Origin of the sequence: Sphingomonas sp. SFZ2018-12, from assembly GCF_022496715.1 — a bacterium.
Lineage (GTDB): Bacteria > Pseudomonadota > Alphaproteobacteria > Sphingomonadales > Sphingomonadaceae > Sphingomonas.
Genome location: NZ_WTFM01000001.1, coordinates 1,181,206 through 1,201,764, shown reverse-complemented (window position 1 = coordinate 1,201,764; position 20,559 = coordinate 1,181,206). Strand labels below are relative to the sequence as shown.

Annotated in this window: 22 protein-coding genes and 1 tRNA gene; 21 read left to right on the top strand and 2 right to left on the bottom strand. The window is 65.6% G+C overall.

Translation table 11 applies throughout. The features are described from left to right. The first annotated feature begins 25 nt into the window (after positions 1-25). Genes GO308_RS05535 through GO308_RS05525 form a run of 3 tightly spaced genes read left to right on the top strand, consistent with a single transcriptional unit; the run spans position 26 to position 2,841 of the window. Positions 26-1,657, top strand: coding sequence for a nitrite/sulfite reductase (locus GO308_RS05535; protein WP_066478669.1), 1,632 nt, complete (start codon positions 26-28; stop codon positions 1,655-1,657). Beyond that, positions 1,650-2,075, top strand: coding sequence for a DUF934 domain-containing protein (locus GO308_RS05530; RefSeq protein WP_066478665.1), 426 nt, complete (start codon positions 1,650-1,652; stop codon positions 2,073-2,075). The genes GO308_RS05535 and GO308_RS05530 overlap by 8 nt, the downstream gene beginning before the upstream one ends. Continuing rightward, positions 2,068-2,841: a phosphoadenylyl-sulfate reductase gene (locus GO308_RS05525; RefSeq protein WP_240884379.1), complete on the top strand. Its 774-nt coding sequence runs from the start codon at positions 2,068-2,070 to the stop codon at positions 2,839-2,841. Before GO308_RS05530 ends, GO308_RS05525 begins: the two co-directional genes overlap by 8 nt. An 8-nt stretch (positions 2,842-2,849) precedes the next feature. On the opposite strand, the gene GO308_RS05520 is transcribed toward GO308_RS05525, so the two are convergent. Next, positions 2,850-3,632: an enoyl-CoA hydratase-related protein gene (locus GO308_RS05520; protein ID WP_240884377.1), complete on the bottom strand. Its 783-nt coding sequence runs from the start codon at positions 3,630-3,632 to the stop codon at positions 2,850-2,852. Between the two features lie 77 nt (positions 3,633-3,709). On the opposite strand from GO308_RS05520, the gene GO308_RS05515 reads away from it, so the two are divergent. The 18 genes from GO308_RS05515 (at position 3,710) to GO308_RS05430 (ending at position 19,340) form a co-directional block, all read left to right on the top strand. Beyond that, positions 3,710-4,471, top strand: a complete 762-nt coding sequence (locus GO308_RS05515; protein WP_066478759.1) for a class II aldolase/adducin family protein — start codon at positions 3,710-3,712, stop codon at positions 4,469-4,471. A gap of 48 nt (positions 4,472-4,519) precedes the next feature. Beyond that, complete coding sequence (locus GO308_RS05510; RefSeq protein WP_066549442.1) at positions 4,520-5,053, top strand: (2Fe-2S)-binding protein; 534 nt, start codon at positions 4,520-4,522, stop codon at positions 5,051-5,053. Between the two features lie 98 nt (positions 5,054-5,151). Continuing rightward, the gene (locus tag GO308_RS05505) at positions 5,152-6,117 is read left to right on the top strand and encodes an RcnB family protein (RefSeq protein WP_240884375.1); all 966 of its coding nucleotides are present in this window, start codon (positions 5,152-5,154) and stop codon (positions 6,115-6,117) included. Between the two features lie 87 nt (positions 6,118-6,204). Next, positions 6,205-6,897, top strand: coding sequence for a 2OG-Fe(II) oxygenase (locus tag GO308_RS05500; protein ID WP_240884374.1), 693 nt, complete (start codon positions 6,205-6,207; stop codon positions 6,895-6,897). A 49-nt stretch (positions 6,898-6,946) separates the two neighbouring features. Beyond that, positions 6,947-8,710: a single-stranded-DNA-specific exonuclease RecJ gene (recJ, locus tag GO308_RS05495; protein ID WP_240885201.1), complete on the top strand. Its 1,764-nt coding sequence runs from the start codon at positions 6,947-6,949 to the stop codon at positions 8,708-8,710. Between the two features lie 67 nt (positions 8,711-8,777). Further along, positions 8,778-8,853, top strand: a tRNA-Glu gene (locus GO308_RS05490). Positions 8,854-9,249: 396 nt separating this feature from the next. Further along, entirely contained in the window at positions 9,250-9,873 is a 624-nt protein-coding gene (locus GO308_RS05485; RefSeq protein WP_240884372.1) for a response regulator, read from the top strand. Between the two features lie 100 nt (positions 9,874-9,973). Continuing rightward, positions 9,974-11,800: a methyl-accepting chemotaxis protein gene (locus GO308_RS05480; RefSeq protein ID WP_240884370.1), complete on the top strand. Its 1,827-nt coding sequence runs from the start codon at positions 9,974-9,976 to the stop codon at positions 11,798-11,800. 28 nt (positions 11,801-11,828) lie between these two features. After that, positions 11,829-12,098, top strand: a complete 270-nt coding sequence (locus GO308_RS05475; protein WP_066672914.1) for an STAS domain-containing protein — start codon at positions 11,829-11,831, stop codon at positions 12,096-12,098. Further along, positions 12,095-14,233 carry a chemotaxis protein CheA gene (locus GO308_RS05470; RefSeq protein ID WP_240884368.1) on the top strand — a complete coding sequence of 713 codons (2,139 nt, stop codon included), beginning with the start codon at positions 12,095-12,097 and terminating at the stop codon, positions 14,231-14,233. The genes GO308_RS05475 and GO308_RS05470 overlap by 4 nt, the downstream gene beginning before the upstream one ends. Next, the gene (locus tag GO308_RS05465) at positions 14,230-15,096 is read left to right on the top strand and encodes a protein-glutamate O-methyltransferase CheR (protein WP_240884366.1); all 867 of its coding nucleotides are present in this window, start codon (positions 14,230-14,232) and stop codon (positions 15,094-15,096) included. Before GO308_RS05470 ends, GO308_RS05465 begins: the two co-directional genes overlap by 4 nt. Further along, positions 15,093-16,121, top strand: coding sequence for a chemotaxis response regulator protein-glutamate methylesterase (locus tag GO308_RS05460; protein WP_066478636.1), 1,029 nt, complete (start codon positions 15,093-15,095; stop codon positions 16,119-16,121). The genes GO308_RS05465 and GO308_RS05460 overlap by 4 nt, the downstream gene beginning before the upstream one ends. Before the next feature lie 34 nt (positions 16,122-16,155). Further along, a complete protein-coding gene (locus tag GO308_RS05455) occupies positions 16,156-16,677 on the top strand; it encodes a chemotaxis protein CheD (protein ID WP_240884364.1) in 522 nt (173 codons plus the stop codon). 22 nt (positions 16,678-16,699) lie between these two features. Next, a complete protein-coding gene (locus GO308_RS05450) occupies positions 16,700-17,068 on the top strand; it encodes a response regulator (RefSeq protein WP_066478750.1) in 369 nt (122 codons plus the stop codon). 24 nt (positions 17,069-17,092) lie between these two features. Then, entirely contained in the window at positions 17,093-17,533 is a 441-nt protein-coding gene (locus GO308_RS05445) for a chemotaxis protein CheW (protein WP_066549454.1), read from the top strand. Positions 17,534-17,570: 37 nt separating this feature from the next. Continuing rightward, complete coding sequence (locus GO308_RS05440) at positions 17,571-18,614, top strand: chemotaxis protein CheB (protein ID WP_240884363.1); 1,044 nt, start codon at positions 17,571-17,573, stop codon at positions 18,612-18,614. After that, entirely contained in the window at positions 18,604-18,927 is a 324-nt protein-coding gene (locus GO308_RS05435) for a hypothetical protein (protein ID WP_066549457.1), read from the top strand. The genes GO308_RS05440 and GO308_RS05435 overlap by 11 nt, the downstream gene beginning before the upstream one ends. Beyond that, entirely contained in the window at positions 18,924-19,340 is a 417-nt protein-coding gene (locus tag GO308_RS05430) for a response regulator (RefSeq protein ID WP_240884361.1), read from the top strand. Before GO308_RS05435 ends, GO308_RS05430 begins: the two co-directional genes overlap by 4 nt. Before the next feature lie 186 nt (positions 19,341-19,526). On the opposite strand, the gene GO308_RS05425 is transcribed toward GO308_RS05430, so the two are convergent. Further along, positions 19,527-20,525 (bottom strand): tetratricopeptide repeat protein, encoded by a 999-nt coding sequence (locus GO308_RS05425; RefSeq protein WP_240884359.1) that lies wholly within the window; start codon positions 20,523-20,525, stop codon positions 19,527-19,529. Positions 20,526-20,559: the final 34 nt, after the last annotated feature.

Below are 20,559 nucleotides of genomic sequence, written 5' to 3'. Positions count from 1 at the left end.
CCGACGCAGATAGAGGCCCGAGCCGATGTACCGATACGACCAATATGACCAGGCGATCGTCGATGCCCGCGTTGCCGAATTCCGCGATCAGGTGGAACGCCGCATCGCGGGACAGCTGACCGAGGACCAGTTCAAGCCGCTGCGGCTGATGAACGGCCTCTATTTGCAGCTGCACGCCTATATGCTTCGGGTCGCCATCCCCTATGGCACGCTCGACAGCCGGCAGATGCGGATGCTGGCGCACGTCGCGCGCAAATATGATCGCGGCTACGGCCATTTCACTACGCGCCAGAACCTGCAGTATAACTGGATCAAGCTGGCCGACGCGCCCGACATCCTCGCCGATCTGGCGACGGTCGAGATGCATGCGATCCAGACCAGCGGCAATTGCATCCGCAACATCTCGTCCGACCAGTTCGCCGGTGCGGCCGCGGACGAGCTGACCGATCCGCGGCCATGGGCCGAGCTGATCCGGCAGTGGAGCACGTTCCATCCCGAGTTCACCTACCTGCCGCGCAAGTTCAAGATCGCGGTGATCGCGGCGGCGGAGGATCGCGCGGCGATGCGTCTGCACGATATCGGCATCCAGATCGTCGCGCGCGACGGCGAAATGGGTGCGCGGATCTTCGTCGGCGGAGGCATGGGTCGCACACCCATGATCGCGCCGGAAATCCGCGATTTCGTGCCGCTCGGCGACCTGCTGAGCTATCTGGAGGCCTGCCTGCGGGTCTACAACCGCCATGGGCGCCGCGACAATCTCTACAAGGCGCGGATCAAGATCCTGGTGCACGAGATCGGCGCGGACGAATATCGCCGCCAGGTCGAAGCCGAGTTCGTCGCGGTCAAGGCGCTGGGCATCGATCCGCCGGCCGCCGAGTTCGATCGCATCGCGGCATTCTTCGCGCCGCCCCCCTTTGAACAGGGTCTCGACGACACGGTCGACCGCAGCGATCCCGATTTTGCGGTGTGGATCGACCAGAATGTGAAGGCGCACAAGCAGCCGGGCCATGCGATCGTCAACATCTCGCTCAAGCCGGTGGGCGGCATTCCGGGCGACGCGAGTGCCGACCAGATGGACGTGATGGCCGACCTTGCCGCGCGCTACAGCCATGACGAGCTCCGCGTCACGCACGCTCAGAACATCGTGCTGCCACATGTGCGCAAGGCGGACCTGCACGCGATCTGGCAGGCGCTGGCGGCCGCCGGGCTGGCGGAGGCTAATCTGGACCTGATCAGCGACATCATCGCCTGCCCGGGCCTCGACTATTGCAGCCTCGCCAATGCACGCTCGATCCCCGTCGCGCAGAAGATCGCGACGCGTTTCGCCGACCTCGACCGGCAGCGCGACCTGGGCGAGCTCAAGCTCAAAATCTCCGGCTGCATCAATGCGTGCGGCCATCACCATGCCGGCCATATCGGCATTCTGGGCGTCGACCGGAAAGGCGTCGAAAACTACCAGCTGTCGTTCGGTGGATCGGGCGCGGAGGACGTCAGCCTCGCCCGCATCACCGGACCGGGATTTACCGAGGACGGCGTCGTCGACGCGGTCGAAAAGGCGACCGAGGTCTACATCGCGCATCGCGAGGCGGGCGAGCGTTTCGTCGACACCTATCGTCGGATCGGCATGGAGCCGTTCAAGGAAGCGATCTATGGATAAGTTGTTGCGCCTGCGCGACGACGAGCCGCACGAGGAGCCGGCGGTCACGCTCGACGCCTTTCTGGGTCAGTCGAATGCGACTGCGGTCAGGGTCGAGGCCGGCGAGGATGTCCGCGCGCTCCTTCCCTTTCTCGACCGGCTGGCGTTGGTCGAGATCAGTTTTCCGAGCTTTCGCGACGGTCGGGGCTATTCGGCGGCACGCATCCTGCGCGAGGCCGGCTATGGCGGCGAGTTGCGCGCCGAGGGCGACGTGCTCGTCGACCAGATCCCGCTGATGCGGCGGTGCGGCTTCGACAGTTTCGCGCCCGCCTCTCCGGTCGATCAGGCGACGCTGGCCGCGGCGATTGCGCGGCATGACCATGTTTATCAGGCCGCGGCCGATGAACGCGTGCCGGTGTGGAAGCTGCGCCATGGCTGACCTCGACATCCGAGCGGTCGACCGGATCGATGTCGCGCCGCGCTTCATTCCGGCGGATGCGCTGCGCCTGAACGACCGGTTTCGCGGGGAGGATGCCGCGACGATGCTGCGGACGGTGCTGGGCAACCGGATGCTCGGCGACGTCGCGCTGCTTTCATCCTTCGGCGCCGAATCCGCGGTGCTGCTGCATCTGGTCGCCACGGTCGATCCCGCGATCCCGGTCCTGTTTCTCGATACCGGCAAACATTTTCCGGAGACGCTGGCGTATCGGGATCTGCTCGCAGACCGGCTTGGGCTGCGCGACCTTCGCAATCTGACCCCCGATCCCGCCGCGCTCGCTGCTCGTGACGCGGCCGGCGAACGCTGGTCCTACGATCCCGACGGCTGTTGCGACCTGCGCAAGGTTCAGCCGCTCACCCGCGCACTGGGCGGCTTCGACGCGACAATTACGGGGCGCAAGGCGTTTCAGGCGGATACCCGCGCCGCGCTCGAACGGTTCGAGATCGACGCCGCCGATGCGCAGGGTCGGTTGAAGCTCAATCCGCTGGCGACGTGGCATCGGGCGGACCTCGACGCCTATTTCGTCGCGCACGACCTGCCCCGCCATCCGCTCGAGGCACAGGGCTATCCCTCGATCGGCTGCGCACCGTGCACCAGCCCGGTCTCCACCGACGGGGATGACGTCCGCGCTGGACGGTGGCGCGGCTTTGCCAAGACCGAGTGCGGCATCCACCTGCCCGCAGGTGCCGCCAAGCCGGCGGCGTAAGCCGGGCTTCAGCGGCCCTTGAATTCGGGCGGTCGCTTCTGGAGGAAGGCCATGCCGCCCTCCACCGAATCCGCGCTGCCCCGCGCTCTGCGCTGCGCCTCGGCCTCCGCCAGCATCGCTTCGGCATGGCCGGTGTCGAGCGCGCGCCAGACCGCGCGGCGCATCAGGCCAAGCGCGACCGTCGGGCCGCGCGCAAGCCGCTGCGCCAGCGCCAGCGCCTCCTCATCCAGCCGTTCGTCGGTGACCACCCGGTGGATCAATCCCCATTCCAGCGCGCGTTCGGCCGACACCCGTTCGCCAAGCATCATCATTTCCATCGCGCGCGCGCGCCCGACGATACGCGGCAGCAGCCAAGTCGCGCCGCCGTCGGGCACCAGCCCGATATTGACGAACGCCTGAAGGAAATAGGCGGTCGGGCTGGCGATGCAGAAGTCCGCGGTGAGCGCGAGGCTGCTGCCGATGCCCGCCGCCGCGCCGCGCACCGCACTGACCACCGGTACCGCAAGGTCGGCGATCGCAGCCAGCGTAGGATTGTAATGTTCGGTGAGCGCCGCGAAGGTCGCGGCTTCGGGATCGTCGCTGCCCAGTGCGCCGCCCCCGACATCGGCGCCCGCGCAGAACGCCCGCCCCTCCCCCCGGATCAGCACCGCGCGCGCCCCGTCGAGCCCGGCGAGCGCATCGCGGATCTGGTCGAACATCGCCGTCGGCGCGGCATTCAGGCGATCCGGACGATTGAGCGAGATGACCAGCACATCGCCATCGCGTTCGACCCGGATCATCGCTTCGCTCATCACCCTGCCTCCAATTGATCGTTCCCCGCCCCGTATGCCATACTGCATCTTCGAAACAATGTCGGATGGAGAAGATCATGGCCACCGCGATCAAGTCGCCCGCGACGATGAGCGATGCGGAGCGCGATGCGCGCCAGCAGCTCGCGGCCTGTTACCGCATTTTCGACATGCTCGGCTGGTCAGAGATGATCTACAACCATATCACGCTGAAGGTGCCGGGCGAGGACGGCGCGTTCCTGATCAATCCCTTTGGCCTGCACTTCAGCGAGGTAAAGGCGTCGAACCTCGTCAAGATCGACATCGACGGCAACAAGCTCGACCTGAATCCGCACCCGGTCAACCTCGCCGGCTTTACCCAGCATGCGCTGTTCCACCGCCACCTGCCCGACGCGCATTGCATCATGCACACCCATACCACCGCCGGCATGGCGGTGAGCGCGGTCGAAGGCGGCCTGCGCCCGACCAACTTCTATGCCTGCAACTTCGTTGGCCAGATCGCATACCATGATTTCGAGGGGGTGACGGTGCGCGCCGAGGAGGGCGAAAGGCTGATCGAACATCTGGGCGACAAGCGCGTGATGCTGCTGCGCAACCACGGCATCCTGGTGATGGGGCGCACCCTGCCCGAGGCATTCATCAAGCACTGGTCGCTGCAGCGCGCGTGCGAGATCCAGGTGGCGACCGCGTCGATGGGCACGCCGATCGAGGTTCCCGCCGACGTCGTGGCCATCCATCAGCGCGACCTGCACAAGGTGCAGATCCCCGGCGGCGCGGGCGCGGCGGATTTCGCCGCGATGGTGCGATTGGTCGACCGCATCGACCGCAGCTGGCGCGACTGATCTGGCGCGGGTTCCTCGCCGTCCGATCCTGCGCTATCCGGAACCGCGATGACCCGTTTCACCGTCAACAACCAGCCGGTCGAATACCGGCTCGATCCCGCGACGCCGCTGCTTTGGGCACTGCGCGACGCGTCCAACCTGACCGGAACCAAATATGGCTGCGGCACCGGCGATTGCGGGGCGTGCACCGTGGATATCGACGGCCAGGCGGTGCGATCGTGCCAGGTGACGATCGCGGCGATCGAGGGGACGTTCGTCACCACGATCGAGGGCCTGTCGCGCGAACGCGACCACCCGGTCCAGCAGGCGATGATCGCGGCCAACGTGTCGCAATGCGGCTATTGCCTGCCCGGCATCGTCATGGCGGCGGCGGTCCTGCTGAGGCGCAATCGCGACCCGTCCGAAGCCGACATCGTCGACGCGCTCGGCAACCTGTGCCGGTGCGGCATCTACCCACGCCTGGTCGACGCGGTCCAGATGGCGGCCCGGATCGCGCGGGGCGACGAGACTATCCCGGTGCCGGCCCAGCCGGGCATCGACCCGCGCGAAGCTGCGCGCAGCGTACCGGCCCTGCGGCCTTGAGCTTTCCTTTCTGATTGCTGTCAACGCAATTCAGAAACGGGTCATCGCAGCGTGGATAGACGACAGGTATGTGGCGATCGTGCCACGGAGACGTGACGATGCGAAATATCCTCTTGAGCCTGTTGATCGGCGCCACCGCGCTGACCCCCATCGCTGCCACTGCCCAGGATCGTGACGGTCGTGGCGGGCGTGGCGGTCGCCCCGAACGTGCCGAGCGCGTCGACCGCGGGGGGGCGCCCCGAGCTGCCGAACGCCGCGAAGCGGGCGAGGAACGTCCGGCCTTTCGTCAGCAGCGAAACGAAGCGAGAGCCGAGCGCCGCGAATTTCGTCAGGAGCGCCGGGAATTCGGCGAAGATCGGCGCGCCTTTCGTCAGGATCGTGCCGACGATCGCCGCGACTTCGCCCGCGAACGTCAGGATGACCGGCGCGATTTCCGTCGTGGCGAGGTGACGCGCGAGGCGTTCCGCGCGGATCGCCAGGACGATCGTCGCGACTTCCGTAACGAGCGGCGCGACGATCGCCGCGACTTGGCCGGCGAGCGGCGCGAGTTTCGCAACGACCGTCGCGAATTCCGCGATTTCCGCAATGACCGGCGCGACGTTCGCGATGATCGTCGCGACTTCCGCGACAACCGCCGCGATTTCCGGGATGACCGACGCGATTTCCGTAACGATCGTCGCGACTGGAACGGCCGCCGCTTCGGCGACTGGCGCGACGACCAGCGGTATCGGCGCGGTTGGGATGACCGGCGCGACTGGAATCGCGGCTGGCGCGGCGACAATCGGTACAACTGGCGCGACTGGCGCGGCCGCAATCGGAACCTCTATCGCCTGCCGCGCTATTACGCGCCGAACGGCTGGAATTACGGCTATCGCCGCTTTTCGATCGGCCTGACGCTCGGCTCGCTGCTGTTCGCTCCGCAATACTGGATCGACGATCCGTTCTACTATCGCCTGCCGCCGGCCTTTGGTCCGTACCGTTGGGTGCGCTATTACAATGACGCGTTGCTGATCGACATCCGGTCGGGTCGCGTCGTCGATGTCGAGTACGATATCTTCTGGTGACGATCGCCGGATGGCGAAGCGCGGAGGCCCGGCGGCGACGTCGGGCCTCTTGCGTTTCGGGGGCGGCTTTGTGCAGGGTCGGCGACGATGTTCTGGTCCCGCCGCCGCAAAGCCCCTGCCCGTCCCGGCCCGCCGTCGCCGGCGCGCCGTGACATCGGCGTGCAGGTTGCGGCGCGACTGGCCGCGACCCCGGGCATGCGCCGCGTGCCTGTCGACGGCGCACAGATGTTCACCCACCCCGACTATCTGTCGCCGGCGCAATGCCGGCTGCTGATCGACCTGATCGACGCGGGCCGCCGCAAGTCGACGCTGTTGTCGACCAGCAACGACCCCTATTTCCGGACGAGCGACAGCTGCGACCTCGACCGCTGGTCGCCCGACGTCCAGCCGATCGACGAGGCGATCGCCGACCTGCTCGGCATGGAACCGCGGCAGGGCGAGACGATCCAGGGCCAGCGATATGCGCCCGGCCAGCAGTTCCGCGCCCACCACGACTATTTCAACGAAAACGAGCCCTATTGGGAAACGATGAGGCCGTTCGGGGGCCAGCGCACCTGGACGGCGATGGTCTATCTGAATGACGTGTCAGATGGGGGATCGACCTGGTTCCCGCGGTTAGGCGTGCGTTTCAAGCCCGAACGCGGCCTGCTCGTCGCCTGGAACAACATGAGCGAAGACGGCAGCCCCAACGAAGCGACGCTCCACGAAGGGGTCGCGGTCACGCGCGGGGTCAAATACATCGTCACCAAATGGTTTCGCGAGGGCAGCTGGATCAAATGATCCCCGTGCTGGACCGCGCCCGCGCGATCGCCTAGCCCCGGTGGCAGCCATGTCAGCGATCCTCAACATCCGGCAATCGATCCTCGGCCAGCCCTGGCAGTGGCGCGGCCTGGCGAACGACGCGGGCGGCGCGGATTACACGCCCGACGATCTGGTCACCCAGCTGTTGCTGGCGCGTGGCTGTGCGCGCGAGGATCTCGATCGCCATCGTGCGCCCAGCATTCGCGCATTCATGCCCGACCCGTCGATCTTCCGCGACATGGACCGCGCGGCCGAACGGATCGCAGACGCCGTCGCCGCGAACGAAAACGTCGTGATCTTTGGCGATTACGACGTCGACGGCGCGACATCGGCGGCGCTGCTGATCCGCCTGCTGCGCGACCTGGGGCTGGCGGCGCGCGCCTATATCCCCGACCGGCTGATGGAGGGCTATGGCCCCTCGGGCGAGGCGCTGGTGCGGTTGAAGCGCGAGGGCGCGGACCTGATCGTCACGGTCGATTGCGGCGCACAGGCGTTCGAGGCGCTGGAGATGGCGCGCGACGCCGGAGTCGACGTGATCGTCGTCGATCATCACAAATGCGCAGCCGCGCTGCCCGTCGCGCATGCGGTGGTTAACCCGAACCGGCTGGATGAGGCGGAAGGCGCCGAACACGGCCACCTCGCCGCGGTCGGCGTCGCGTTCCTGCTCGGCGCGGCATTGCTGCGGGTGCTGCGCGCGCGCGGCTGGTTCGCTGGCGGCCGGGCCGAGCCCCGCCTGCTCGACCTGCTCGACCTGGTGGCGCTCGGCACGGTGGCCGACGTCGCGTCGCTGCGCGGGCTCAACCGCGCCTTTGTCGCACAGGGGCTGAAGGTCATGGCGGCCCGGCGCAATATCGGGATAAACGCGCTGATCGGAGCTTCCCGCCTGACGCGCGCACCGAGCTGCAGCGACCTGGGCTTCGCGCTGGGCCCGCGGATCAACGCCGGCGGGCGCGTCGGCCGCGCCGACCTGGGCGTGCGGTTGCTGACAACCGACGATCCCGACGAGGCACGACGAATCGCCGCCGAGCTCGACCAGCTCAATCAGGAGCGCCGGACGATCGAGGGCGAGGTGCAGGCGACCGCCGAGACGCTGGCGGGCGGAACGGCACATGCGGTCGCGGTCGTCGCGGCACCGGGATGGCATGCCGGCGTAATCGGGATCGTCGCGGGGCGGCTGAAGGAAAAGCTGGGTCGGCCGGCCATCGTCATCGCGATCGACGAACAGGGCATCGGCAAGGGGTCCGGACGGTCCGTCTGGGGGGTCGACCTGGGCGCGGCGATTCTGGCCGCGAAGGAAGCCGGTCTGCTGATCGCCGGCGGTGGCCACGCGATGGCGGCCGGGCTGACCATCGCTGCCGACCAGGTCGATGCGCTCACCGCGTTCCTCGACGCGCGCCTGGGCGAAGCGGTTGCGCGTGCCGGGATCGGGCGCGCGCTGCTGGTCGACGCCGTGCTTGCGCCGCGCGCGGTCAACCCGGTGCTGGTCGATGCGCTGGAACAGGGTGGGCCCTATGGCATGGGCTGGCCCGCACCGCGCGTCGCCGCGGGCCCGGTGCGCGTGGTGAAGGCGGATGTGGTCGGCACCGGCCATGTCCGCGCCATCCTGTCGGGCGACGACGGCGCGACGCTCAAGGCGGTGGCGTTTCGCAGCGCCGACACGCTGCTCGGCCAGGCGCTGCTGGCCGCCCCGCCCCATCGCCGGCTTTGGGTGGCGGGACGTGCGCGGCGCGACGATTGGGGCGCGCGCCCGGCCGCCGAACTGCATCTCGACGATGCGGCATGGGCGGAGTAGGCGGTCGAAAAGGATCGCTTGACCGCCGCGGATCATTTTTATAGGTGCGCCCGACCAGCCAAGGCATGGCCCCTTCGTCTAGCGGTCTAGGACGTCGCCCTTTCACGGCGAAAACACGGGTTCGAGTCCCGTAGGGGTCACCATCGTCAAGCTGAGAGTATCGGAACTGCGCCGTTCCGCATGATGTGGTGAAAACGGCTCCCAAGGTTTATCCTACGGACCATAGGCGCCCATCCCGAGCAAATTTCCGCTTGTTGCCGCCGGGCGAGCGTTCAGCCGGATCGATCAGACCAGCGCCGCCTGGCTGCTGACGCTGGCCTAGGCTTTGACCCGCGTCATCTGCGCGCGCACCGCACCGGGAGCAGCACCGCCTAGGCTGGGTTGCGCCGCTGCCGCAGGCCTTAAAACACGACGCCGGCGATCTGCAGCCGGACCAGCCCAACGAGCGGGTCGACCGCTTGTTTGGCTTGACCCGTTGCTCCCGGCCATAGCACGTTCGATCGGCGCAAATCGCGTTGACGTGAGCAACCAGGAATAAGATGCGGGCAGTCTACCTCGTCGATGACGACGATATCATTCGGAATCTGCTGCGGGATGTCCTTTCGGGCATTCCGGACCTGCTGCTGTTCCCCTTCCGCGCCGGGAATGATTTCATCGCCGCCCTTCCCGATCTGGCAGGCGGCGTGCTCATGTTGGACATGAAGATGCCCGGCATGAGCGGCCTTGATGTCCTTGAGGCGATCCACCGTCAGGAAGGTCGTTTCACCACCATCCTGATGACAAGTCGGCCGGCTGTCGCCGATGTCGTAAAGTGCATCAAGATGGGCGCTTACGATTTTCTCGAAAAGCCGATCGATCCGGGCGCCCTGGTCGACTGCATTGAATCGGCACTTGAGTCGCTCTGGGAAACGCGCGCGAAGCTCGCAGCCAGGGCGGAGGCAATGAAGCGGATCAACCGTCTGACCGATCGCGAACTGGGAATACTCGACCTTATGGTTGACGGGTTGCCCAACAAGGTGATCGCCGACCGCCTGTCGCTCAGCACGCGCACGGTGGAGGTTCACCGCGCCAGTCTGATGGCGAAAATCGGCGCGGAATCTTTGTCCGCTGCGGTTCGCATGGCGGTTCTTGCCAACCCGTATATTCTGCAGGAATTGCCTTAACCGCAGTTTGCGGAAACTACGTACGCCCCCCAAAACGCTCTGGTTACGGCCATCGCCCTACGCTTCCCGACACAGTTTCCGGGATAGGGATGAGGTAGACATGAGCATCAAGGGCAAGGGCCAGGTCGGGGGTGCCGTCATACTGGGCGCAATGGCCGTGTCCGTTATTTTCACCAGCGTGCAGATCGACAAGATCCGCTTCGGCGGCGACATGGATCGGCGCAACCAGCAGGTCAGTGACCTGACCGCGGATATTCTTCCGCCGCCCGAATATGTGATCGAACCCTATCTCGAGGCGACGCTGCTGGTCGCTAACCCGTCGACGCTTCCCGACCGACAAAAGCGCCTGGCCGAGCTCGAGCAGCAATTCAATGATCGCTATGCGTACTGGAAATCATCGGACCTCCCGCCTGCACTGAAAGAGCAGATCCTGAATCGATCGGGTGCGAAGGCAATAGAATTCTGGACCGAACTGAATCAGCGGCTTCTGCCCGCCGTCGCCGGCGGCAATATGGACCGAGCACAGGCCAGCTATGCGCGTCTCACCGATGACTATGTCAGCCATCGTGCAGAGATCGACAAGCTGGTGGTCGCGGCTGGCGAGGCCCAGACTCGCCTGAGCGAGGATAGCCACGCGACTCTCGCGTCGACGATCCTGTGGCTCAGCGTGCTCGGCGTCCTGATCGTCGCCATGCTGGTCGGTGGAATCTTTTATCTGATCCGCAATGCGCTGAACCCGCTATCGGCAACCGCCGACGCCATGCGCCGAATGGCAGAGGGCGATTTCGACGTCGCGGTCGAAGGAAACGGCCGCAAGGATGAAATCGGCACCATGGTCCAGGCTATCGAAGTGTTTCGGGCAGCGTCGAAGGCGCAGGCCGAGGCCGAAAGCAAGCAGCGTCAGGTCGTGGAAGACCTCGCTGCCGGTCTGCGCCAGGTCGCCGATGGCAACATGACCCATCGCATCGATCACCCATTTGCAAATGAATATGAAACCTTGCGCACGAGCTTCAATGAGACGGTGGAAGGACTTGCGACCATTCTCGCGCGCGTGTCAGGCTCGGCATCCAGCGTTCACACTGGCGCTTCCGAAATCCGCGCCGCGTCCGATGATCTAGCGCTCAGGACCGAACAGCAGGCGGCAAGCCTTGAGGAAACCGCGGCGGCCATGAACCAGGTTACCCGCATGGTTCAGGAAACCGCGCGCAGTGCCGCGGAGGTCAACGGCTCGATTGCCCAGGCGCACCGCGAAGCGACCGAGGGCGGACAGGTTGTGCGGCGCGCAGTCAGCGCAATGGGCGCGATCGAGAAATCGTCTCAGGAAATCAGCCAGATCATCAACGTGATCGACGGTATCGCCTTCCAGACGAACCTTCTCGCGCTCAATGCCGGGGTGGAAGCCGCCCGCGCCGGTGATGCCGGAAAGGGGTTCGCGGTGGTCGCGAACGAAGTACGCGCGCTTGCCCAGCGCTCCGCCGACGCCGCCAAGGACATCAAGGGCCTGATCATGACCAGCAGCGAGCAGGTCAGCGACGGCGTGACGCTCGTCGGCGAAACCGGCTCGCTTCTCGACCGCATCGTCGAACGCGTCGGCGCGATCAGCGCGCTGATCACCGCGATCGCCGAATCCGCCGAAGTCCAGTCGGCCAACCTGCAACAGGTAAATGGCGCAGTGGGCGAGATGGACAAGATGACACAGCAGAACGCCGCGATGGTTGAAGAATCGACCGCCGCCGCACGCAGCCTGGCCGGGGAAGCCGACGAACTGTCCAGCCTCGTCGCCCGCTTCCGCACGGGCAGTGTCGAGGAAATGCCGGTAGCGATGCCGGCCCCGGTCCGCCGTAGCCGCACGCCGCGCCGCGCGCCGGTCGTGCAGGGCAACCTCGCGATGAAGCCCGTGGATGACGAGGACTGGTCGGAATTCTGATCGGTCGCCGGGGGCAAGGAACAGGATCATGCACATCATTGCGCTACCCGCGCGATGCGACGCGACGGCGGTCGACGCAGTTCTTCCCGAGCTGATCGCCGCACTCGCATCCGGCCCGACCACGATCGACGGCAGCCATGTCGTGCAGATCGGACAGGCTGGCCTGCAGCTGCTCGTCAGCGCGCGGAAAAGCGCGGATGCTGGCAACCGGGCCTTGTCGATCCTCGCGTCGGATCCGCTGCGGGACATTGCGTCCGTTACCGGCCTCGACACGCTTCTTTTCGGGGCGGCGGCATGACGAGCGACGAAATCCAGGCAATCTTCTTCCTTGAATGCGAAGAAGCGCTGGCGGCTGCCGAAACCGCGCTCGATGCCTGCCGTGCCGGCAGCTACGATGCCGATACGATCAACGCGATTTTCCGAGCGGTACATTCGATCAAGGGGGGCGCGGGGGCATTCGGGTTCACGGCGCTTCAGCACTATACGCACGGGTTCGAAACACTGCTTTCGGACGTGCGCGACGAAACCGTCACTCTCGGACCGGAACTGGTCGACCTGATGCTGCGCGCGCTCGACGTGCTGAACGATCATGTTGCTTCGGCACGCGGCAATGACGGACCGCCCGATGATGCAGCATTGCTGAAGCAACTGGCTGCGGCCCAAAGCGGTTCAGCTCCTGAACAGCCCACAGAAGGGGTAACGCACGCCGCTTCGACACCCGTTCCCGCCGTGGGCGATGTCGCCGATCTCGACTTCGACCTTGACGCCATGCTCGGCGACATCGCTGCGGAAGTCGCGCCGGAACGCGGCGGCCGTTCGGCACATATCCGACCACTTGATGCCGCGATGCAGAATGGCGGGGAGCCGGTTCTGCTGCTGCGCGAGCTCGTTCGCTTGGGTGCGATCTGTACCGCGGTAGACTGCGCCGCCGTACCCGCGCTCGAACAATACCGCAGTGCCGCTGCCTGCCTCGCCTGGACATACAGCCTGCCGGGCACGGTATCCGACGATGCCGTGATGGAGATATTCGACTTTTTCGGCGACGATTTCGTCATCACCATCGCCAGCGGTGAAGCGCAGCAACATGCGGAGCAATCCTCCGAATCGACGGTGTCGATGGCGGCGTCGTTGGCCGCGATCGACGCTGCCATCGCCGGACCAGAAGTTGCAGTCCCGGCGGTCGCCACGACGCCGTCCGTTCCGGAAACCAAGTCCGCCCCGGTCCCCGCGGCCGCCGCAGCGGCACCGGCGGCAGGCGGCCAGTCGATCCGCATCGACCTGATCAAGCTCGACCGGCTGATCGATGCCGTCGGCGAACTGGTGATCGCGCAGGCCATGATGGCCCAGCGGCTTTCCGGTCACGGACTGGCCGGGATCGAGGAACTGGCGATGCTGGACGGGCTGACCCGCGACATCCAGGAAAACGCAATGGGCATCCGCGCGCAGCCGATCGGATCGGTATTCAGCCGCGTGCCGCGTATGCTGCGCGAACTCGAAGGAACGACCGGTAAGCGCGTGACGCTCGAAGTGAGTGGAGAGGCGACCGAGCTCGACAAGACCGTCATTGAACGGCTCGGTGAACCGCTCACCCACCTCATCCGCAACGCGGTCGATCACGGTATCGAACCCCCGGCGGATCGGGTCGCCGCCGGCAAGTCACCCCAGGGGACGCTGCGCCTGTCCGCTGAACATCGCAGCGGTCGCATTGTCATCCGTGTCAGTGATGACGGAAAAGGCATTGATCGCGAACGCGTGCTGGCAAAGGCGGTCGAGCGCGGGCTGGTTTCTGCGGACGCCACACTGTCGAGCGAAGAAATCGACAACCTTATCTTCGCGCCCGGCTTCTCGACTGCGCAGACCGTATCGAACATCTCCGGCCGCGGCGTCGGAATGGATGTGGTGCGCCAGAATGTGAAGGATCTGGGCGGTCGAATCAGCATCGAATCGACTCCCGGCGCGGGCAGCGTTTTCACGCTCGCTTTGCCGCTCACGCTGGCGATATCCGACGGGATGATCGTCACGGTCGGCGATCAGACGCTGGTCGTGCCGCTTGCGCATGTGGTCGAGAGCCTGCGCCCTGAACCGGGCGACGTAAAACGGCTCGGGACCGATCGAACGATGCTCGACGTGCGCGGTAAGTTCATCCCGATCCTTCCGCTTAACCGGGCGGTCAACGCGAACGGCGCGGTCGCCGATCCGTGCCAGTCGGTATTGATCGTCGTCGATACCGAGATCGCCGGAAGGGCCGCGCTTCAGGTCGATGCGATCTGCGACCAGCGCCAGTTTGTGATCAAGAGCCTCGACACCCATTACCGGCCCGTCGACGGGGTGGCCGGCGCGACCATATTGGGGGATGGTCGCGTTGCACTCATCGTCGACGTGGACGCGCTCGTGTCGAACGCGGTCACAAGCCCGCTCAGGGCTGCCGCATGAACGCCGCGCTCGCCCTCGACCGGATGCCGGGAATCAGTCCCGACGTCTATCGCACCGCCGATTTCGAAGCTGTGCGCGACATCGTGCACGGCGAGGTCGGCATCGTCCTGCCAAACGGCAAGGCGATGCTGGTCTATTCGCGCCTCGCGCCGCTCGTCCGCAACGCCGGCTGCGGCACCTTTGCCAATTATGTGAAGCGGATCGAAAGCGACCAGACCGAGCGCAAGCGGGCGATCTGCGCGCTTACCACCAACCATACCTTCTTCTTTCGCGAAGGCCATCATTTCGATCACCTGCATGACGATGTCCGACCCGCGTTGCAGCGCAAGCTGTCGGCGGGGCAGCCCGTGCGCATCTGGTCCGCCGGCTGCTCGAGTGGTGAAGAAACCTGGTCGCTCGTCACGACGATGCTGGGGGAGGACCGCGGCGTGGGACGCCGCATGGCGGAAAGCGACCTGATCGTCCTGGCAAGCGATATTGCCGACCACGCCCTCATCAGCGCGCGTCAGGCGACCTATTCCGCAGCATCGCTTGAAGCTGTGCCCGTACCCCTGCGCAAGCTGTGGTTCGACGAACGGGACGGCCTTGCCACGGTATCGGCCGCCGCCCGCGCGGTCGTGCGCTTCCGTACGCTCAACCTGCTCGGTCCTTGGCCGATGTCGCGCCAGTTCGACGTCATCTTCTGCCGCAACGTGATGATCTATTTCGATCAACCGACCAAGGAACGGCTCGTCGCCCGCTTCGCCGAACAGCTGCTCCCCGGGGGCACGCTCTACATCGGACACAGCGAACGCGTGACGGGTCCCGCCACCGCACTGCTCAGCCCGATTGGACCCACCATCTATCGAAAGTCCGCACGATGAGCATCCGGGTTTTGATCGTCGATGATTCGCCGACCATGCGCGCGTTGCTGAGCGAGTTGCTGCGCCGCGAAAGCGACATTGAAGTGGTCGGCACCGCAGTGGATGCCGCCGATGCACGCGCCCAGATGCGGTCGCTGAATCCCGACGTGGTGACGCTCGACATCGAAATGCCGGGCATGGGCGGGCTCGACTTCCTGGAAAAGATCATCCGCCTGCGCCCCACGCCGGTCGTGATCGTGTCCGGGCTGACCCGCGACGGGGCCGATGCCACCGCCCGCGCGCTCTCGATCGGGGCGGTCGATTGCTACGCCAAACCGCAGGGCCGCGCCGGGGAATTGTTGACCAGCGACGGGGGGAAGCTTGCCGACCTGATCCGTGCCGCCGCAATGGTGCGCAACGCACCGCGGCAGGCCAAGGCCCCGGCGCCTGTCATGCCGTCGCTTGGCACGGCGCGGGGTGCCGCGCGACTGATCGCGATCGGTGCGTCGACCGGGGGGGTAGAGGCGCTTCAGCAATTGCTTACCCGCTTCCCCGCGGACTGCCCGCCGGTCGCGGTGGTCCAGCACATCAACGGTCATTTTGCCGAAGCGGTCGCGCGGCGGCTTGATGCGCAATGCGCAGCCCGCGTTGTCATCGCGGAGCCCGATGTAACAATGCAGCGCGGACACATCTATCTGGCCGGCGGCAATGAACGCCACCTTCAGGTGCGCAGCGGAAGCCAGCTGTACACCCGTGTTCGCCCCGGCGAAAAAGTGGGCGGCCATCGTCCAAGTGTCGATGTCCTGTTCCACTCGGTCGCCGAAACGCTCGGTGCCGATGCGGTCGGCATCCTGCTGACCGGCATGGGAAGCGACGGGGCACGGGGTCTGCTGGCGATGGCCCGGGCAGGAGCGCAGACCATCGTTCAGGACGAAGCGACCTGCACCGTATTCGGCATGCCCAAGGCGGCAATCGCGCTGGGTGCTGCGGGTGTCGTCGCCCCGATTCACCAGATCGCCGATTATGCACTGGCAAGGGCAGCCTGACATGTTGATGACCGCCACCCAATCCTGCCCGAAAATGGCCCGCCTAACCGTCATGCAGGGTCAGGTACGCGTCAGCGACAGCGCGCGCGTCGAACTCACCACTGTGCTTGGCAGCTGCATCGCCACCTGCCTTTTCGATGCCCAAGCGGGCGTCGGCGGCATGAATCATTTCCTGCTTGGCGAGCCCAAGGCTTCGCAGGCTTCGGCGGCGGTCGACGAACATTACGGCGTCTATCTGATGGAAGTGCTGATCAACGAAATGCTCGCCTATGGTGCGACACGTTCGGGACTGCGCGCCCGGATTTATGGCGGCGCCAACATGCACAGCGGCATGGCGCGGATCGGCACCGCGAATGCACAGTTCGCCAAAGTGTTTCTGGAACGCGAACGCATCGCGCTCGTCCATGCCGACCTTGGCGGAGTGCGTGCGCGCCGCGTCGATTTTCGCCCTGCATCGGGCCAAAGCCGCTGCCGGGTCGTCGCCGAAGCCGTTGCCCCTGCCCACCTCCCCATGCCGCGCCACGACGTATCGAGCGGCGACGTCGAACTCTTTTGATCAAGCGAGACCGGACATGACCATGACCTGCACCCGCATCCTTACCGTCGATGACAGCGCCAGCATGCGCGCGCTGCTGAAACACGCGCTGACGGCGGAGGGATTTGTTGTCGATCAGGCCGTCGACGGCATCGATGCGCTGAGCCGGCTTTCGGTGGCTGATTACGATGTGGTTATCACCGACATCAACATGCCCAATCTCGACGGATTCGGCCTGATCGAGCGGGTGCGCGGCCAGGGTCTGCATCAGGGCCGACCGATCCTCGTGCTCACAACTGAAAGCTCCGACGAGAAGAAGGCGCGCGCGCGTGCTGCCGGGGCGACTGGCTGGATCGTCAAACCCTTCGATGCCGCCAAGCTGGCGACCGCCGTTCGCAGAGTCGCCCACTGATCACCTTTGCGCAGGGAGAAGGAAATGACCCGTCAGCTCATCACGTTCGAAGTCGAACAACAGGTGTTCGGCATCGACATCATGGCCATCCGCGAAATCCGTGCATGGACGCCGACCACGCGCCTGCCGCATGTGCCGCATTTCGTCGTTGGCGTCGTCAATCTGCGCGGCACGGTGTTGCCGGTGTTCGACCTCGCGGCACGGCTGGGTTGGCATCCGTCAGAACCGACCAGCCGGCACGTCATCATCGTGACCCAGGTGGAGGGCCAGTTTCGCGGACTGATCGTGGACTCGGTCAGCGACATCGTCACCATTGGCCCAGACGCGCTGCAGCCGCCACCTGCCACCACCAACGACAGCGTCGTGCCGTTCCTCGAAGGCCTCGCCGCGATCGAGGACAGGATGGTGATGGTGCTCGACCTGCGCGAACTCACGCAGGGTCAAGACATCGCCGAGGCCGCGTAGCCAGAAACAGTAACGATCACCATTCGGGATACATCACATGACCGCCAAGAAAGTACTTATCGTCGACGATTCAATGACCATGCGCGCGCTGTTCACGAACGCGCTTGAGCGCAGCAAGGATCTGGTGGTGGTCGGTGCAGCGAACGGAGCCGACGAAGCGCGAGATATGATTGCCGAACTGCGCCCGGACGTGCTGACCCTGGATGTGGAAATGCCCGGCATGACCGGCATCGAGTTTCTGGAAGAATTGATGACCTCGCGGCCCGTACCGGTCGTGATGCTCTCCACCCTTACGCAAAAAGGCGCTGACGTTTCGTTGCGTGCGATCGAACTCGGCGCGGTCGACTGCTTTCCCAAACCGGCGCGCGCCACGCCCGACGAGTTTGAAAAGATCGTGGGCAAGCTGTGCAAGACCGTGCTGACCGCGGCGAGCACAAATCTTGCTGCCCGCCGCGCGCAGAAAGCCGCCCGGCCTGCCGCCGGCCCAGGCACATATCACTGGGACGGGTCGCTTGTCGGGATCGTCGGCGGCATGGGCGGCATCGAGGCTGCGTCCGAAATGCTCGCCGGCTTCCCCGCGAACTGCCCGCCGACCATCCTGATGCTCGCGATCGACGAAGGCTTCGGCGTGCCCTTTGCTGCCAAGCTGTCCAGATCGATCGCGCCAAAGGTGAAGCTGGCGGCGGATCACGAACCGCTCGAACAGGGCACCGTATACATCGCGGTCGATCCTACACGGCATGTTGTGATCGATCGCTGGCCGGGTGGCACAATACGCCTGGTTGATCGCGAACCGGTAAATGGCTGTCGTCCCTCTGCAGACCTGCTGCTAGGTTCGATCGCAAAGACCGCGGCAGGCAAATGCCAAGCCGTGATCCTGTCGGGTGGTGGCAGTGATGGTCGCGCCGGAATGGCCGCGGTTCATGGATCGGGCGCGAGATGCTTCGGTCAGTCAGTCGAAACCGCGCTCGTCGCCGACGCCATCATCGCAGCGTCCAGCGCCTGCCCTCTCATCAGTGTCGCGCCAGCCGATCTGGCGGCCGCTATCACCCAGGCGCCTGTGGTGCAAAATGCAGCATGACCTTTCCCGCCTGCGCCGCGAGTGGGATCGCCTCATCGCTTCCGAACTGCGTGCGCTGAGTGCGCAGATCGATGCGTTGGGCGCAATTCTGTGCGACGATTTAGCGGTCGTCTCGGCGCATGGTGAAACGCTGCAGCAGATCGACCGCATCGCCCAGGAACAACGCTGCCTCGCCGATCTCGTCGACGCGACGTGCCGCAACCATGCCGTCAGCGGGTTGACCCTCGACAATCTCGCGGCCCGCCTCGCCCGCGCCGCCGTTGCGTCCGATGTCGGCTGCGCCGTCCCCGCCGCACAAGAGGTTCGACCATGACCGGGCAGCCGTTGAACGTACTGATTGTGGACGATTGCGAAATCGTTCGTAATCTTCTCGCGAGCCTTGTCCCCTCTCCGATATTTCGACCCTGGTTTGCGGAGAACGGACGACAGGCGCTGGCTTGGCTCGAACTTCAAGAATTCGACATAATGTCTACCGATTACAACATGCCGACCATGGACGGCCTTGAACTGGTTGCGATGGTGCGCGGTAATTCACGCCATGACGGGATGCCAATTCTGATGATATCGAGCGAGCGGAACCGTGCGATTCACGATCAGGCGATCGCGTATCGCAATGTGCACTGGTTGCCCAAGCACGCGGCGATGCTCAGTTACCAGCAGGCGCTGATCGCCAGTATCGACAGCGCAGCGAGTGAACGGCCAAATCGAAATTGCGCGGCGGCGTGAGCCCTCGCTCCCCTATCCTCCGCTGCCCAAACTTTCCAGGATATGCTTGCCTGAATGTGCCGGAATGTCGAACTGGGATGGTGCCGCCTTCTCGGACAGGTCGGCGGCTCCACGCCTGCAATACGAAACGCGCGATGATCGAGACGCCCTGCCCTGCGAAGTCACGCCTTCTCGCGTTATGGAACGTCAGCGCGCGGGATAGCGGTCGGCGTCGGCCTCGAAGGCAATGCGGCGTGTGACGCGATCGATTCCCGCCCGGATGTCGCCGGCGCGCGGATCGATGTCGGCGGCGCGCTGATAGGCGCGCAGCGCATCATCCAGCGCCCCCGCCGCTTCGGCACAGAGCGCAAGATTGAACGCGATCGACGGATGGCCGGGCAGCTCGGCATCGATGCCCCGCCACGCCGCACAGGCAGCGTCAGGGTCGCGTTCGGAAACGAGCACCGCGGCCCGGAAACGCTGGCCGATCTCTTTCGGCATCTTCGACCGGCCTTCGCGATACCGGATGCTTTCGCGCACCGCATAGGGCGCGATGTCGTGGCGAAAAGCGGCGGCATGGCTGGCGATCTGCGCGCCGATCATGTCCTCGACCGTCCGCTCGGGTCGTTCGCCCGGACACCAGCTCAGCTCGGCCCGCTCGGGACGTGCGGTACGGTAGACGACGACATCGTCGGACACCCGCGTCAACCGCAGCGTGACGTCGACCGCGACGATTCGCTGACGGCACAGCGTGTCAACATCCGCCTCCTTCAGGCATTTGCCCTCCCGCGTGCCGCCCTCGCGCTCGACGCACTTGCGCACCTTGCGCTTGACCTCGTTCTCCTCGACATCGGTGGCGACGGTGCCGGTGATCACGCCATCCGCGCTGGGCGCCTCGCCGCCGCGATACCTGCTCGCGCCCGAGATGACGGTGAAATAGCGGGTGCCGTCGATATCGGCGCGGTCCAGTGCCTCCTCGATCGCAAAGGCGAGCTGCGCGCCGTCCGCACCCGCGACCCGGTCGACCGCCATTCGGGTGAGGAAACTCGCGTCGCGGTTGGGCGCGGGATAGCGCGCGAGGAAGTCGGCGGTCTCCGCCTGCGCGCCGGGGGCCATGGCGAGCGCCGCGATGGCGCCGCCAAGCACGACCATGCGCCGCCGCCGCAGATCCCGCCGTCCCGCATACGCCCCGCGTGCACGCGCCATGTCGATTCCCCCCGGAATGTCGTTTCGTACCGAT